Raw genomic sequence first — 15,218 nt, 5'->3', positions numbered from 1 at the left:
GCTGGCGGTCGCGGGTCACGACGGGGCGGCGCCGTGCGGCGCCGCCCCTGCCGTGCGGTCCCCTGGTCGGCCTAGAGCCCCTTCGCCCAGGCGTAGCCCTTGAGGTAGGGGTCGGGCTTGATCGGCCCGTCGGACTCCCACACCTGCTTGATCTGGCCGCTGGGCTCGACGAGCCCGATGCGCGCGGTCTTCGAGATGTGCTGGTTGGACCCGTCGACGGTGACGGTGCCCTCCGGCATCTCGAGCTCGAGCCCCTTGGAGGCCGCCTTGACCTTCTCGGGGTCGGTCGAGCCTGCCTTCTCCACCGCGGCGGCCCAGAGCTTGACCTGGACGTAGCCGGCCTCGATCGGGTCGGCGGTCACGCGGTCCTGGCCGTACTTGGCCTTGTAGGCGTCGACGAACTTCTTGTTGTCGGCGCCGGGCGTGGTCTGGAAGTAGTTCCAGGCGACGAGGTGGCCCGCGACGTTGTCGGCGCCGATGCCCTTGACCTCCTCCTCGGCCACGGAGACCGAGACGGTCGGCATCGCGTCGGCGGAGATGCCGGCGCCCTTGAGCTGCTTGAAGAACGCGACGTTCGAGTCCCCGTTGAGGGTGTTGAACACCGCGTCGGGCTTGGCCCCCTTGAGCTTCGTGATGATCGTGGAGTACTCGGTGTGTCCCAGCGGCGTGTACTCCTCACCGACGACCTGGACGCCGTTGGCCTTCGCCCACGCCTTGATCTCCTTGTTGGCGGTGCGCGGGAAGACGTAGTCGCTGCCCACCAGGAACAGCGTCTTGATCTGCTTCTCGCCCTTGAGGTACTCGAGCGCCGGCAGGATCTGCTGGTTGGTCGTCGCGCCCGAGTAGAAGATGTAGGGCGAGGACTCCAGCCCCTCGTACTGCACGGGGTAGTAGAGCAGCGCCTTGTTGCGCTCGAAGACCGGCAGCATGGCCTTGCGGCTGGCCGAGGTCCACCCGCCGAAGGTCGCCGCGACCTTGTCCTGCGAGATGAGCTTCTGGGCCTTCTCGGCGAAGGTCGGCCAGTCCGACGCGCCGTCCTCGATGACCGGCTTGACCTGCTTGCCCAGGACGCCGCCGGCCTTGTTGATCTCCTCGATCGCCAGGAGCTCGGCGTCCTTCACCGAGACCTCGCTGATGGCCATCGTCCCGCTCAGCGAGTGGAGGATCCCGACCTTGATCTCGCTGCCCGAGCTCGCGCTGGAGCCGCTGCTGGTCGCCGCGGAGCCGCCGTCGTCGTCTGAGCCACAGCCAGCGGCACCCGCCGCGACGAGGCCCACCATCGAGGCGAGCAGCCACATGCGGCCGCGTCGCCAGGAACCTGCCTGCATACGCCCTCCCCAGGGTCGTCAGTCGTCCGTCGTGCCGCGCTGTCGCGGCACGCCTCGACCAACCTGACGGCGCGCCGGGCGGCGCACGTCCGACCGCTGGTCCAGGTGGCGGGGTGGTCGTTGCGGCAGGCGGTCTCGCCCGGGTGGGCGAGGGCGGGTCACCCCGGCTCACCCCGCTGACTCACCCCGGGTGAAACCGCTTGGCGGTGTCTCGCAGCGGGCCTAGGGTGCGCCGCTCCGGCGAGACGACCGACCAGGAGGGAGCGCCGTTGCGGCTGACGCCGTCCGACCAGGAGAAGCTGCTGCTGTCGGTGGCGGGCATGGTGGCCCGCGAGCGACGGGCGCGCGGGGTCAAGCTCAACCACCCCGAGTGCGTGGCGCTGCTGTCGTGCTGGGTGCTCGAGCGCGCCCGCGACGGCGACGCGACGGTCGAGCAGCTGATGGCCGACGGGCGCGCGGTGCTCACGCGCGACGAGGTCATGGACGGTGTGCCCGAGCTGCTCGACGAGGTCCAGGTCGAGGCGACCTTCCGCGACGGGCGCAAGCTCGTGACCCTCCACCACCCCGTCCCGTGATCCCGGGCGAGGTCCTGGCCGAGCCCGGCGAGCTCGAGCTCAACGCCGGCCGCGAGCGGCGCACCCTCGAGGTGCTCAACACGGGCGACCGGCCGGTGCAGGTGGGCTCGCACTTCCACTTCGCCGACGTCAACGCCGGCCTGGCCTTCGACCGCGAGGCCGCCCGGGGCTTCCGCCTCGACGTCCTGGCCGGGACGTCGGTGCGCTTCGAGCCCGGCGCCTCACGCGAGGTCGCGCTCGTCGCCCTGGCGGGCGCCCGGCGGGTGCCGGGGCTGCAGGTGCGCCGGTGAGCGTCGACCGCCGGCGCTACGCCGAGCTGCTGGGCCCGACGGTCGGCGACCGCATCCGCCTCGCCGACACCGACCTGCTCGTCGAGGTCGAGGAGGACCGCTGCGCCGGGGGCGACGAGGCCGTCTTCGGCGGCGGCAAGACCGTGCGGGAGTCGATGCTCCAGGGGCTGGCGACGCGCGCCGACGGCGCGCCGGACCTCGTCGTCACCAACGTCGTGGTCCTCGACCACTGGGGCGTCGTGAAGTGCGACGTGGGCGTCCGCGACGGGCGCATCTGCGCGCTGGGCAAGGCCGGCAACCCGGATGTGATGGACGGCGTGGACCCCGCGCTGGTCATCGGGCCGGGGACCGACGTCGTCGCCGGGGAGGGGCGGATCCTCACCGCCGGCGCCATCGACTGCCACGTGCACTTCATCACCCCGTCGCTGGTCGACGAGGCGCTGGCCTCCGGCGTCACGACGCTCGTCGGCGGCGGCGCCGGGCCGACCGAGGGCACGCGGGCGACGACGTGCACCACGCCCGCCGGCCTGGCGCTCGTGCACCGCGCGCTGGACGACGCGCCGGTCAACGTGCTGCTGCTGGGCCGCGGCAACACCGTCTCGGACGCGTCGCTGGACGAGCAGGTCCTGGCCGGCGCGGCGGGCTTCAAGCTCCACGAGGACTGGGGCTCCACGCCCGCGGCGATCGACGCGACGCTGCGCGCCTGCGAGCGCTGGGACGTCCAGGCGGCGATCCACACCGACACGCTCAACGAGGCGGGCTTCCTGGAGTCGACCCTCGGGGCGATCGCCGGCCGCGGGATCCACGCCTACCACACGGAGGGGGCGGGCGGCGGCCACGCGCCGGACATCATCGCCATCGCCGCGCACCCGAACGTCCTGCCGTCCTCGACGAACCCGACGCGCCCGCACACGGTCAACACGGTGGCCGAGCACCAGGACATGCTCATCGTCTGCCACCACCTGAACCCGCGCGTGCCCGAGGACCTGGCCTTCGCCGAGTCGCGCATCCGCGCCTCGACGATCGCCGCCGAGGACGTGCTGCACGACCTCGGCGCGATCTCGATGATCGGGTCCGACAGCCAGGCGATGGGCCGCATCGGCGAGACGGTCATCCGCACCTGGCAGACCGCCCACGCGATGAAGGCGCGGCGCGGCGCGCTGGCCGGCGACGGGCGCGCCGACAACGCCCGGGCGCGCCGGTACGTCGCCAAGTACACGATCTGCCCGGCGGTGGCGCACGGGATCGACGCGACGGTCGGCTCGGTCGAGGTCGGCAAGCTCGCGGACCTCGTCCTGTGGGACCCGGCGTTCTTCGGCGTCCGGCCGCGGCTGGTGCTCAAGGGCGGCGCGGTGGCCTGGGCGCCGATCGGCGACGCGAACGCGTCGATCCCCACCCCCCAGCCGGTGCTCGGGCGGCGGATGTTCGCGGCCCTGAGCGGCGCGGCGCCCGAGCACGCGGTCAGCTGGGTCGCTCCGGGGGCGCTGGAGGACGGCGTGGCCGGGCGGCTGGCCCTGCGCCGGCGCCTGGAGGCGGTCGGCGGCACCCGGGCGCTGACGAAGTCCGACATGGTCCACAACGACGCGCTGCCGGCCATCGACGTGGATCCCGAGACGTTCGTGGTGACGGTCGACGGCGAGGCGATCGAGCCCCGGCCCGTCGCCGAGCTGCCCATGGCCCAGCGCTACAGCCTCTTCTGATGCTCGAGCTCCTCCTCGCCGACGCGCGCACGCCGACCGGCGGCTTCGCCCACTCGGGCGGGCTGGAGGCGGCACGCGCGACGCCCGGCGACGTGCCGGCGTTCGCCGCCGCGCGGCTGCGGACGGTCGGGCGCCTGGACGCCGCGACCGCCGCCCGCGCGGCGGACGGCGAGGACCCGCTCGCGCTCGACGCGGCGTGGGCCGCCCGCACGCCCGCCCCGGCGGTCCGGGAGGTCGCCCGCCGCCAGGGCCGGGCGTTGCTGCGCCTCGGCCGCGCCCTGTGGCCCGACGCGCTGGAGACCTACGCCGCGACGTCGGCCACCACGCCGCGCCCGGTCGTCCTCGGCCTGCTCGGGCGTGCCGGGTGCCTGGCACCCGTCACCGTCGCGCGGCTCGCCCTCTACGACGACGCGGCCTCGGTCTGCGGCGCCGCGCCCAAGCTCCACGCCATCGACGCGCTGGAGGCCACGGGCTGGCTGCACGCGCTCGGGCCGCTGGTCGAGGCGCTGGCGGCGCAGGCCGCCGACCCGCGTGCGCCGCTGCCGGCGCCCGCCACCCCCCTGCTCGACCTGCGCGCGCAGGCCCACCACCACGACTCGAGGAGGCTCTTTGCCAGCTGACCGTGCCCTGCGGATCGGGATCGCCGGACCTGTCGGGACCGGCAAGTCGTCCCTGGCCGCCGCCCTGTGCGCCCGTCTGGCGCGCGAGCTGCGGCTCGGCGTCGTCACCAACGACATCTACACCGACGAGGACGCGCGCTTCCTGCGCCGCCAGGGCGTCCTGCCGCCCGAGCGGATCGTCGCGGTGCAGACCGGCTGCTGCCCGCACACCGCGATCCGCGACGACGTCTCCGAGAACCTCCTGGCCGTCGAGGCGCTCGAGGCCGCGCAGGGCCCGCTCGACGTCGTCCTCGTCGAGTCCGGCGGTGACAACCTGACGGCGACGTTCTCGCCCGCGCTCGTGGACGCCCAGGTCTTCGTCCTGGACTGCGCGGGCGGCGACGACGTCCCGCGCAAGGGCGGCCCGGGCGTCGAGCGCGCCGACCTGCTCGTCATCAACAAGGTCGACCTGGCGCCGCTGGTGGGCTCCGACGTCGAGCTCATGCTGCGCGACGCGGCCGACCGTCGCGGTGACCGGCCCGTGCTGGCCGTCTCGCTGCGCCGCGCCCCGGACGTCGAGCGCGTCGCCGACTGGGTGCGCGACCGGCTCGCCGCGCACCTGGCCGGGACCCTCGTGCCCGCCGACCCGGGGCCGATGGCCCCGCACGTCCACGCCCACGACCACGAGCACGGCCACGCGCACCAGCACGCGCACTGAGGTCGTCGCCCGGCGCGACGGCGCGACGACGCGGCTGGCGGTCCTGCGGTCGGCCGGGCTCCTGCGGGCCCGGGCGCTGCCGGCGGTGGACGGCGTGGCACGGGTCGCGCTCGTGCAGACGACCGCCTCGCTGCTGGCCGGCGACGAGGTCGCGCTCGACGTGCGCCTCGGCCCGGGCGCGCGGCTGGAGCTCGTCGAGGTGGCGGGCCTCGTGGCCCACGACGTGCGCGGCGGGACCCCGGCACGCCTCGACGTCGAGGTGGTCCTCGGCCCGGGCGCCTGCCTCTCGTGGGACGCCCAGCCCCTCGTGCTCGCCGCCGGCTGCGACCTGCGGCGCACGACCTCGGTCGAGCTGGCCGCCGGTGCCGCCGCGCTCCTGCGCGACACGGTCGTGCTCGGCCGCACGGGCCAGGAGCCCGGACGCGCGCACAGCGCGCTGCACGTGGCGCTCGAGGGGCGGCCGCTGCACGCCGAGCAGCTCGACACCGCCGACCTCCCGCTGCTGCGGTCCGCCGTCGTCCTCGGCGACGCGCGGGTCCTCGACGCGGTCGCGCTGTTCGGGCGGCGGGCCGCCGACCGGGACGCGCTGCAGCTCGCCGGCCCCGGCAGCGTCCTGCCCGTCCCGGCGCCCTCGCTGGCGGCCGCCCACCGGCGCACGGGTCCCGCCGCGCGCGCCTGGCGCCGCACGCTCTTCACCCAGACCGATGACCTCGCCGACCTCGGAGCGTCTCACCCACCATGGTCCCTGACTGGTTCCACGACCTGATCGAGTCCGCGGACGCCGCGCTCGCCGTCGGCCTCGGCGGCGCCGGCCTGCTCGTCGTCCTGGCGCTGGCGCTCCTGCTCGGGCTGCGCCACGCGACCGACCCCGACCACCTCGCCGCCATGGGGACGCTCGTCGCCGCGTCCGGGCGCGAGCCGCGCGCGGCGGCGCGGCTGGGCGCATGGTGGGGCGCGGGCCACGCCGCGACGCTCCTCGCCGTCGGCCTGCCGCTCGTGGTCCTCCAGCGCGAGCTCCCCGACGGCCTCCAGCACCGCCTCGAGCAGCTCGTGGGGGTCGCGATCGTGCTCCTCGGCGTCCAGGCCCTGCTCGGCGCGCTCGCCCGGCGCACGCGCGCGCCGCGCTCGCCGCTGCAGGCGGCCGGGGTCGGCGTCCTGCACGGGCTGGGCGGCACCGGGGCGGTAGTGGTGCTCCTGCTCGCGCAGCTCGAGCCCCAGCAGGCGGCTCTGGCCCTCGCCGTCTTCGCCCCGGCGACCGCGCTGTCGATGGCGCTCTGCTCCGGCGTGGCCGGGTGGGCGCTGAGCCGCCCGGCGCTGGCGACCGCGACCGAGCGGGTCGTGGTCCCCGTGCTCGGGGTGCTCGCGATCGCGTTCGGGCTGGGCTACGCGGGCGTCGGCTAGGCCGCGCCCTCGAGCCCGCCGAGGTCGCTGGGGACGTCGACGGCCAGCTCCTGCAGCGCAGCGAGGGGGACGTGGTCGAGGGCGCGCTCGTGCGTCGACGCGAGCACGACGTAGGCCGCCGCGCCGTCGCGGTAGGCGCGCATCCAGTTCACGGCGGTGACGCACCAGCGGTCGCCCGGCTGGAGTCCCGGGAAGCGCAGGTCGGGCCGCGGGGTCGAGAGGTCGTTGCCGATCTCGCGCTGGTGCTCGAGGAACTCGGCGGTCACGACCGCGCAGATCGTGTGGCTCCCCCGGTCCTGCGGGCCCGTGGCGCAGCAGCCGTCGCGGTAGAAGCCGGTGACCGGGTCGGTGCCGCAGGGCACGAGCGGATCACCGAGGACGTTGCGGTCGGCCACCCGGCCAGCTTGGCAGGCCGCTCGGCGCGATGCGGGGTGATCGCCGGTCGGCGCGAGCTACCCTCGGGCGACATGAGGTGGGGACTGGGGGCCGTGATCGCGGCGATGGCCGTGGCGTGCGCGGCGCCGGCGACGGCGCAGGCGGCGTGCGAGGGCGCCGAGTCGCCGCTGGCGACGCTCGAGCCGGCGACGGCCGAGGGCGCCCTGGTCTGCGCGGTCAACGAGGTGCGCGCCACCCGCGGGCTGCGCGCACTCGAGGTGGAGTCCCGCCTCGCCCGCGCCGCGCGGGAGCACTCGGCGGACATGCTGACCCGCGGCTACTTCGCCCACGAGGACCCGAGCGGCCGGACGCCGGAGCAGCGGGTCCAGGCGACGGGCTACGCCGCCGCGACCTCCGGCGAGAACATCGCCCGCGGCCAGCGCACCGCCCGGCAGGTCGTCGCGACCTGGATGGGCAGCGGGCCCCACTGCCGCAACATCATGTCCCCCGCCTTCCGCGACATCGGCACCGGCGTCTCCATCGCCGGCACGTTCTGGACGCTCGTCGTGGCCCAGCCCGCCGGCGCCGGCCCCGCCGGCTCGGGCGCCGCCCAGGGCGAGTGCCCGCTGGGGCTGGACGGCAAGCCCCTGGACGGCAGCGGCTCCGGCGGTGGCACCACGACCGGGACGACGACCGCGCCGGCCGCGCGGCCGCCGACCGCCAAGCTGCGCAAGGCGGGCCGGTCGGTCATCGCCACGGTCACCAACCCGGCGACGCAGCGCCTCAAGGTCCGCCTGCTGCTGCGCCGCAAGGGCGCGCGGCGCGGCCGCACCGTCGAGGTCGCCCCGCAGCGCGTCGCGACGATCACCGTGCGGCCGGGCAAGGGCCGCTGGACCGCGACGGTCGAGGCCTTCCGCAACGGCCGCTGGACGCGGCTGCAGCGCAAGACGGTCCGCGTGGCGCGCTAGGCGACCGCGGGCGTGTCCTGCGCGGCGAGCGCCGCGCGCACGGTCGTCCGCACGCCGTCGCGCTCGAACGCCTCGAGCGTCGCAGCGAGCTGTGCCGCGAGCGCCTCGTCGCCCGCCAGCGCCCCGAACAGCCCGCGCTCGTGCAGCAGCGGCCGCGGGTCGGGGCCGCCCCGCCGCGCGAGCTCCCCGAGGCGTGCCGCGCGCGGGTCCTCCAGCTCGAGCGGTCGGCCGGCCTCGTCCGTGCCGCGCAGGCAGCGCAGCCACGCCGCGACGCCGAGGGCCAGGAGGCCGTGCGGCCGCCCGCTCGCGCGGGCGCGGGCCAGGGACGAGACGACGTGGACGGGCACCTTGTCGGACCCGTTGCGCCGCAGCCGCGCGAGGCGGTCGCCGAGCACCGGGTTGGCGAGGCGCTCGAGGACCGTCGCGCGGTAGGCGTCGACGTCCACGCCGGGCACCGGGTGCAGCAGCGGCTGGACCTCGCGCTCCATGAGCGCGTCGAGGGCGGCGCGCAGGAGCGGGTCGCCCACCGCCTCGTCGGTCCGGCCATGGCCCAGCAGTCCGCCGAGGTGGCCGAGGACGCAGTGGCTCGCGTTGAGCATCCGCGTCTTGAGCAGGGCATAGGGCGCGACGTCGTCGACGAGCTGGACGCCGACCTCCTCCAGCGGCGGGCGCCCGGCGCTGAAGCGGTCCTCGACGACCCACTGCGAGAACGGCTCGGTGATGACGGGCCAGCGATCCCGCACCCCGAACGCCTCGGCGACCCACGCGCGGTCGGCGTCGGAGGTCCTCGGCGTGATCCGGTCGACCATGCTGCTGGGGAAGGCGCCCTGGGCGTCGATCCACCGCGCGAGCTCGGGGTCGCGGGCCGCGGCGAGCCCGACGACCGCTCCGCGCGCGAGGTCGCCGTTGCCGGGGAGGTTGTCGCACGAGAGCACCGTGAACGGCGGCAGGCCGTCGGCGCGGCGGCGGGCCAGGCCGGCCACCAGGAGGTCGATCGCCGAGCCCTCCGCCGAGGGGTGGGCGGTGTAGCCGGCACCGGTGATCGTCAGGGTCACGAGCCGCAGCCGCGGGTCCCGCAAGGCGTGCAGGAGCTCCGCGCGTTGCTGCGGGGCGAACAGGTAGCGGGTGACGACGCGCACCACCCGGGCGTGGTCGCCCCCGGCTCCCCGTTCGACGACGGTGAACAGCCCGTCCTGGGGTTCGAGGGCCTCGCGCATCTGCGGGCGGTGCAGGCCGACGCCGACCAGGCCCCACTCGCGGTGGCCGAGCGCGGCCAGGTCGTCGAGGTAGACGGCCTGGTGGGCGCGGTGGAACGAGCCGACGCTGATGTGCAGGACGCCGGGGGCCAGCCGGGCGCGGTCGTAGCCGGGGACGGCGACGCGCTGCGCGTGGTGGCCGAGCGTCGCCTCGCTGAGGGGCAGGGCGGCGCGGGTCACGAGGCGAGCTGGCGGACGGACGCCGACACCGGCGGGAACGCCTCGGCCACGAGCTCGGCGGCCGCGCCCGGGTCCGTGCAGCGGTCGGAGAGGATCGTCCAGCGCTCGGGCTTGACGGCCGGCGCCGCGAGCATCGCGCTGGCGAGCTGGTGGCGCGTGAGGCCGAGGTCCTCCGGGCAGGTGGGCAGGCCGACGCGCCGGAAGAGCGCGTGGAGCTGCTCGAGCGGCGGAGCCCGGTGTGCCGCCGCCGCCACGAGCGTCCCGAGCGCCACCTGCTCGCCGTGCAGCGCGGCGCCGCCGCCGAGCTGGGCGTCGAGTGCGTGGGAGATGAGGTGCTCGGCGCCCGAGCAGGGACGGCTCGTCCCGGCGGCGGCCATCGCCAGGCCGCTGAGGAGCAGGCCGTGCGCGAGGACCTCCTTCGCGCCGGCGGACCCGAGGTCGGCCAGGTCCAGCGCGGGCCGGGCCGCCGACTCGGCGATCATCGCGGCGAACGCGTCGTAGCGGTCGTGGCCGGCACGGTCGGCCAGCCGCCAGTCCAGGCAGGCCGTGAGGTTGCTGACGAGGTCGCCGAGGCCGGCGCGCAGCGAGCGCGCGGGCGCGCTGGCGATGGCGCCGACGTCCATGACGATGCCGCACGGCATCCGGGCCGCGTGGCTGGCGCGGGCGCCGTCCCGGCCCACCAGCGAGGCGACCGGCGACGAGATGCCGTCGTTGGAGATGGCCGTCGGGACCGAGACGAAGTCCACGCCGGTGCGCGCGGCGGCGAGCTTGACGGTGTCGATCACCCGCCCCCCGCCGACGGCCACCGCGCAGGTGACGCCCCGCTCGATGACCTCGCCGGCCAGGGCGGCCGCCTGGTCGAGCCGTCCGGCGAGGCCGGCGCGGTGCACGACGCTGACGCCGGCCGCCTCGAGCTCCTGCACCACGGCCTCCGCCAGCGCGCGTGAGGGCCCACGTCCGCTGCCGACCAGCACGAGGCCGAGGTCGAAGCGGTGCTCGTCCAGGAGCGCCGCGACCTGGCGCAGCGAGCCGGTGCCGACGTGCAGGAGCCGCGGGATCTCGACGGCGCGAGGCCCGCGCCCGGTCATGCGGGTGCTCCCGCGGCGACCGTCCTGGCCAGGTCGAGGTCGGCGTCGTCGTCGATCTCGACCCAGCCGGAGCTCGGCATGGGCCAGACCTCCCAGCGGTGCCCCGTGGCGGCGGTGGCGCCGACGGCGCCCTCGTACCACTCGTCGAACGACGCGGGGCAGTCGGCGAAGCGCTCGAGCGCGGCGCGCAGGGCGGTGAGCACCCGGCCGCGCGCCATGAGCAGGCCGACGTACTCCCCCACCGGCGCGGCGATGCCGACCTTGCCGATGCGCGACAGCGCGCCGCCGTCGTCGAGCTGGACCTTCATGGACTCGTCGGTCAGCAGGCGCTGGAGGTCGACGGCGAGCAGGCCCTCGGCCGGGCCGTTGGCCGCGGCGACGAGGAACGACGCCACCGCGTCAGGGTCGGCGAGCAGGTCGGCGTTGACCACGGCGACGGGCTCGCCGGCCGGGAGCCGGCGCAGCGCGAGGAGCAGCGACCACCAGTTGTTGCGGGTGGCGTACTGCGGGTTGTGGACGACCTCGTCGACCTGCGGCGAGTCGGCCAGCTCGTGGATGATCGCCGTCGCCGCATGTCCCGTGACGACGCGGACCGACGCGACCGCGCCGCCGGCGGCGGCGAACGCCTCGAGGTGGCGGTCGGCCAGGGTGCGGCCTCCGACCTCGAGCAGCCACTTGGGCGTGGCGTCTCCCAGGGCCCCCAGGCGACTGCCCCGGCCGGCGGCCAGGACGACGACGTGGACGGGGCGGGGAGACGGGGCGAAGTTCACGGGTTCTTCACTTGCCCGGCACGCCGCCGTTGAACCGGCGTCGGGACGGGTACGGTGCGCCGCCCGATGCGCATCGCGTTCCACAGCTTCGAGGGCCGCTACAGCGACAACCCCCGCGCCCTGTACGAGGCGCTCGTCCGGGACGGCGCGGCGGCCGAGCACGAGGTCGTCTGGCTCGCCGACCCCCGCCACGGGACGGGGTTCCCGGAGGACGTCGCCACGGTGCCGTGGGGCACCCCGGAGGGCCGGGCGGCGCTCGAGGCGGCGGACCTGCTGGTCGCCAACACGCACACCGACTGCGTCTGGGACAAGCGCCCGGAGGCGGTGTACCTGCAGACGTGGCACGGGACGCCGCTCAAGCGCATCCACTGGGACGTCCTGTGGGCGCCCGAGGGCCGGCTCGAGCGCCTGCAGGGCGACGTCGACCGGTGGGACCTCCTGGTCTCCCCCTCCCCCGCCGCCACGCCGCTCCTGCGCGGGGCCTTCCACTTCGAGGGCGAGGTCCTCGAGACGGGCTACCCGCGCAACGACGTCCTCGTCGGCCGCGAGGCCGGCGCGGTGCGGGCGCGGGTGCGGCGCGAGCTGGGCCTGGCCGACGGCACGACGGCCGTCCTCTACACCCCGACGTGGCGCGACGACGCCGTGTTCGAGGCGGGCGGGCGCGCCCCGTCGCTCGAGCTCGACGTGGACCGGTTCCGGGCCGGCCTGGGCGCCGACGTCGTCCTGCTGCTGCGCCTGCACTACATGCTCACCGGCGCCCTGGGCGACCTGTCGGGCGACCGGGTCCTCGACGTCTCGCTGCACCCGGAGGTCGCCGAGCTCTACCTCGCCGCCGACGTCCTCGTGACGGACTACTCCTCGACGATGTTCGACTTCGGGGTGACCGGCAAGCCGCAGGCGTTCTTCGTCTACGACCTCGAGGACTACGCCGACCGGCTGCGCGGCTTCTACTTCGAGCTCGAGCCGATCGCCCCCGGGCCGCTCGTGCGCACGACCGGCGAGCTGGTGCGGGCGCTGGGCGACCTCGACGGGCTGCACGCGCGTTACGCCGAGCGCCGGCGTGCCTTCCACGAGCGCTTCTGCGGCCTCGAGGACGGCGGCGCCACGCGCCGGGTCCTCGACCGGGCGCTCGCGCTGGCCCGCGAGCGCGGCGCGCGCTAGGCGGCGGCGCGGCGGCGCGCGTCGACGACGGCGCGGGCGCGGTCGGGGGCGTCGGTGATCAGGCCGTCGACGCCGAGGTCGGCCAGCTCGCGCAGGCGCCGCGGCGTGTTGGCGGTGTACGCCCGCAGCACCAGGCCCCGCCGGTGGACCGCGGCGACGAGGTCGGCGTCCACCGTCTCCTGCGGGACGCCGACGCCCTGCAGCCCCTCGGCGGCGGCGCGGTCCAGGTCGGCGCCCGTCGGACGGCGGGCGGTGAGGAGGGCGGCCGGCAGCTCCGGTGCGAGGCGGCGGGCGCGGCGCAGGGCGTCCGCGTCGAAGGACTGCAGGACGACGCGGTCGGCGACCCCGGCGGCACGGACGCGCTCGACGGTCGCCACCACCGGGGCCCCGGGCGCCTTGAGCTCCAGCAGCAGCCGGGTGCGCTGCCCGTAGCGCCACAGGACCTGGGCGAGGGTGAGCGGGCGGGTCGCGGCGTCGAGCTCGTCGAGGCGTGTCGCGGCGATCGCCCGCGGGTCGCCGTGGGTGCGCGCGAGCGTCGGGTCGTGCAGGCAGACCGGCTCGCCGCAGGCCGTCGCGCGCAGGTCGAGCTCGACCACGTCCGCGCCCTGGGCGACCGCCAGGTCGAAGGCCTCGGCGGTGTGCTCGGCGCGGTGCGCGGAGGCGCCGCGGTGGGCGATGACCTCCATGGGCGCAGCTCACCGCCGCGGGGGCCGGCCCGCGTGACCGGGCGGTGACGGTGCCGTGAACGGGTCGAGAACGCGCCGGGTCCGAACCGGCTAGGCCAGCCCGGCGTCCACCAGCCAGCGCCAGGCCTGCTCCTGGTCGACGACCTGCACGCCGAGCTTCTCGGCCTTGGCCGTCTTGCTCGCCCCGACGTTCGCGCCGGTGATGAGCATGTCGGTGTTGCCGCTGACCGAGCTGGCGGCGGTGGCGCCCGCGCGTTCCAGGAGCTTCGTGAAGTCCGGCCGGGTGACCGTCGCGCCGTTGGCGTGGTGGCTGATCGCCCCCGTGACGACGACCGTCGCGCCCTTGAGCGGCGTCTCGGCGGCCTCCGCGACGTCGACGGGCCTGTCCTCCTCGGCGACGTCGAGGTCGACGCCGAGCTCGCGCAGGTCGGCGAGCTCCCGGCGGACCTCCTCGCGGGCGAAGAACGCGTGGACCGACGCGGCGACCTTCGGCCCGACGTCATCCACCTGCTGGAGCTCCTCCTCGCTGGCCTCGGCGACGTCCTCGAGGCGGGCGAAGCCGTGCTGGCACAGGCGCTGGGCGACGCCGCCGGCGGCCATCGGCACGGCGAGGGCGATGAACGCCCGCCGCAGGCCGACGCCCTTGGAGGAGGCGATCGACTCGAGCATCCGCGTCGCGCTCACCTCGCCCATGCCGTCGTAGGCCAGCAGCTGGTCCTTCGTGAGGCGGAAGAAGTCCGAGATGCGGGTGAGCAGGCCGTCCTCGGCCAGGCGCTCGGTCCACGTCGGGCCGACCGCCTCCATGTCGAACGCGGGGCGCGACGTCGCGTGGATGAGCCGCCGGACGCCCTGGGCCGGGCACGTGAGGTTCTCGCACCAGCGCTCCTGGCCCTCGCCCTTGACCACGAGCGGCGTCCCGCAGGACGGGCAGTGCTCGGGGACCGCGATCTCCGTCTCGTCGCCTGTGCGCTCGCTCTCGATCGAGGCGGCGATGAACGGGATGACGTCGCCGGCGCGGCGCACGACGACGCGGTCGCCGACGCGGATGTCGCGCGCGGCGATCATGGCCGGGTTGTGCAGCGTCGCGCGGCTGATCGTCGTGCCGCCGACGAAGACCGGCTCGAGCTCGGCGACGGGCGCGACGCGACCGATCTTGCCGACCTGCCAGGTGACGGCCTTGAGGGTGGTGGAGCGCTCCTCGGCGGGGAACTTGAACGCCAGGGCGCCGCGGGGCGCGCTGCTCGTCGCGCCGGCGGCCTCGAACGCCGCGCGACTGGCCAGGCGGATGACGGCGCCGTCGATGTCGAAGTCCAGCTGCGGGCGCTGCTCGCCGATGCGGGTGACCGCCGCGATGGCGCCGTCGGCGTCGTCGACGTCATCGGCCTCGGGCGCGGTGAAGCCCAGCTCGCGCAGCGCCTCGTCGAACGGCCGGTCCTCGAGGCCGCCGAGGAGGTCGAAGCCGATGAAGGTCAGGACGCGCCCGTCGCGCGCGCACGCCTCGGGGTCCTTGTGGCGCAGCGTCCCGGCGGCGCCGTTGCGCGGGTTCACCAGCGGCCGGTCCGGGTGGGCCTCGTTGTAGGCGGCGAAGGTCGAGCGCAGCATGACCGCCTCGCCGCGCACCTCCACCCGTCCCTGGGCGGGGACCTCGAGCGGCAGCTCGGGCACCACGTGCTTGATCGCGTGGGTGACGAGCTCGCCGATCGTGCCGTCGCCGCGGGTGGCGGCGTAGGCGAGCGCCCCGTCCTCGTAGACGAGGGAGAGCGAGAGCCCGTCGAGCTTGGGCGTCACGCGGAAGCGCTGGCCGGGGAAGCGGCCCATGAACGTCGCGACCTGCTCGGGCTGGTTGGCCTTGTCGAGCGAGAGCATCCGCTGCTGGTGGCGGATGGTCTGGCCCTCGAGCTTGGCCGGCGCTCCCGGCGTCGCCAGCGGGCTGTCGGGCGGCGCGAGGTCCGGGTGCTTGGCGACGAGCGCGCGCAGCTCGTCCTCCAGCGCGTCGTAGTCGGCGTCGGGCAGCTCGGGGACGCCGCGGTAGTAGAGGTCGCGGTGGTGGCGGAGGAGCTCCGCCAGCTCGGCGATGCGCTCTGCGGGACCCGGCTCGGTCATGGGCCCGCGCAGGCTACGAG

The 15,218-nt window shown here is 75.9% G+C and carries 16 protein-coding genes; 9 read left to right on the top strand and 7 right to left on the bottom strand.

All coding sequences use genetic code 11. The annotated features are described in order from the left end of the window. Positions 1-71: 71 nt before the first annotated feature. Entirely contained in the window at positions 72-1,298 is a 1,227-nt protein-coding gene (gene urtA / locus JUB12_RS04000) for an urea ABC transporter substrate-binding protein (RefSeq protein ID WP_241004410.1), read from the bottom strand. A gap of 299 nt (positions 1,299-1,597) precedes the next feature. Between urtA and JUB12_RS03995 the strand changes: the two genes are divergently transcribed. From JUB12_RS03995 to JUB12_RS03965, 7 genes are all read left to right on the top strand, one after another. Beyond that, positions 1,598-1,903 carry an urease subunit gamma gene (locus JUB12_RS03995; RefSeq protein WP_205698321.1) on the top strand — a complete coding sequence of 102 codons (306 nt, stop codon included), beginning with the start codon at positions 1,598-1,600 and terminating at the stop codon, positions 1,901-1,903. Beyond that, complete coding sequence (locus tag JUB12_RS03990) at positions 1,900-2,193, top strand: urease subunit beta (protein WP_205698320.1); 294 nt, start codon at positions 1,900-1,902, stop codon at positions 2,191-2,193. The genes JUB12_RS03995 and JUB12_RS03990 overlap by 4 nt, the downstream gene beginning before the upstream one ends. Further along, a complete protein-coding gene (locus JUB12_RS03985; RefSeq protein WP_205698319.1) occupies positions 2,190-3,893 on the top strand; it encodes an urease subunit alpha in 1,704 nt (567 codons plus the stop codon). The genes JUB12_RS03990 and JUB12_RS03985 overlap by 4 nt, the downstream gene beginning before the upstream one ends. Continuing rightward, positions 3,893-4,513, top strand: coding sequence for an urease accessory protein UreF (locus tag JUB12_RS03980; RefSeq protein WP_205698318.1), 621 nt, complete (start codon positions 3,893-3,895; stop codon positions 4,511-4,513). Before JUB12_RS03985 ends, JUB12_RS03980 begins: the two co-directional genes overlap by 1 nt. Continuing rightward, positions 4,503-5,210 (top strand): urease accessory protein UreG, encoded by a 708-nt coding sequence (gene ureG, locus JUB12_RS03975; protein WP_205698317.1) that lies wholly within the window; start codon positions 4,503-4,505, stop codon positions 5,208-5,210. The genes JUB12_RS03980 and ureG overlap by 11 nt, the downstream gene beginning before the upstream one ends. Positions 5,211-5,322: 112 nt before the next feature. Further along, entirely contained in the window at positions 5,323-5,976 is a 654-nt protein-coding gene (locus JUB12_RS03970; RefSeq protein ID WP_205698316.1) for an urease accessory protein UreD, read from the top strand. Then, positions 5,949-6,611 (top strand): HupE/UreJ family protein, encoded by a 663-nt coding sequence (locus JUB12_RS03965; RefSeq protein ID WP_205698315.1) that lies wholly within the window; start codon positions 5,949-5,951, stop codon positions 6,609-6,611. Before JUB12_RS03970 ends, JUB12_RS03965 begins: the two co-directional genes overlap by 28 nt. On the opposite strand, the gene JUB12_RS03960 is transcribed toward JUB12_RS03965, so the two are convergent. Continuing rightward, positions 6,608-7,006, bottom strand: coding sequence for a DUF2237 family protein (locus JUB12_RS03960; protein WP_205698314.1), 399 nt, complete (start codon positions 7,004-7,006; stop codon positions 6,608-6,610). The genes JUB12_RS03965 and JUB12_RS03960 overlap by 4 nt on opposite strands. Before the next feature lie 72 nt (positions 7,007-7,078). On the opposite strand from JUB12_RS03960, the gene JUB12_RS03955 reads away from it, so the two are divergent. Further along, on the top strand, positions 7,079-7,954 hold the full coding sequence (locus JUB12_RS03955) for a CAP domain-containing protein (RefSeq protein ID WP_205698313.1): 876 nt from the start codon (positions 7,079-7,081) through the stop codon (positions 7,952-7,954). Here JUB12_RS03955 and JUB12_RS03950 read toward each other — a convergent pair. The 3 genes from JUB12_RS03950 to JUB12_RS03940 are packed head-to-tail and all read right to left on the bottom strand — an operon-like array spanning position 7,951 to position 11,248. Beyond that, a complete protein-coding gene (locus JUB12_RS03950; RefSeq protein ID WP_205698312.1) occupies positions 7,951-9,390 on the bottom strand; it encodes a mannitol dehydrogenase family protein in 1,440 nt (479 codons plus the stop codon). The two genes, JUB12_RS03955 and JUB12_RS03950, sit on opposite strands and share 4 nt — an antisense overlap. Continuing rightward, the gene (locus JUB12_RS03945; RefSeq protein WP_205698311.1) at positions 9,387-10,478 is read right to left on the bottom strand and encodes an iron-containing alcohol dehydrogenase; all 1,092 of its coding nucleotides are present in this window, start codon (positions 10,476-10,478) and stop codon (positions 9,387-9,389) included. The genes JUB12_RS03950 and JUB12_RS03945 overlap by 4 nt, the downstream gene beginning before the upstream one ends. Further along, positions 10,475-11,248: an NTP transferase domain-containing protein gene (locus JUB12_RS03940; RefSeq protein ID WP_205698310.1), complete on the bottom strand. Its 774-nt coding sequence runs from the start codon at positions 11,246-11,248 to the stop codon at positions 10,475-10,477. Before JUB12_RS03940 ends, JUB12_RS03945 begins: the two co-directional genes overlap by 4 nt. Before the next feature lie 66 nt (positions 11,249-11,314). Between JUB12_RS03940 and JUB12_RS03935 the strand changes: the two genes are divergently transcribed. After that, positions 11,315-12,409, top strand: coding sequence for a CDP-glycerol glycerophosphotransferase family protein (locus JUB12_RS03935; protein ID WP_205698309.1), 1,095 nt, complete (start codon positions 11,315-11,317; stop codon positions 12,407-12,409). Here the strand turns inward: JUB12_RS03935 and JUB12_RS03930 are convergent. Next, complete coding sequence (locus tag JUB12_RS03930) at positions 12,406-13,095, bottom strand: glycerophosphodiester phosphodiesterase (RefSeq protein ID WP_205698308.1); 690 nt, start codon at positions 13,093-13,095, stop codon at positions 12,406-12,408. The two genes, JUB12_RS03935 and JUB12_RS03930, sit on opposite strands and share 4 nt — an antisense overlap. A 90-nt stretch (positions 13,096-13,185) precedes the next feature. Then, positions 13,186-15,198: an NAD-dependent DNA ligase LigA gene (ligA, locus tag JUB12_RS03925; protein ID WP_205698307.1), complete on the bottom strand. Its 2,013-nt coding sequence runs from the start codon at positions 15,196-15,198 to the stop codon at positions 13,186-13,188. Positions 15,199-15,218: the final 20 nt, after the last annotated feature.

This window comes from Conexibacter sp. SYSU D00693, assembly GCF_017084525.1.
Lineage (GTDB): Bacteria > Actinomycetota > Thermoleophilia > Solirubrobacterales > Solirubrobacteraceae > Baekduia.
The sequence above is the reverse complement of the archived record's forward strand: the minus strand, read 5'-3'. Positions and strand labels throughout refer to the sequence as shown.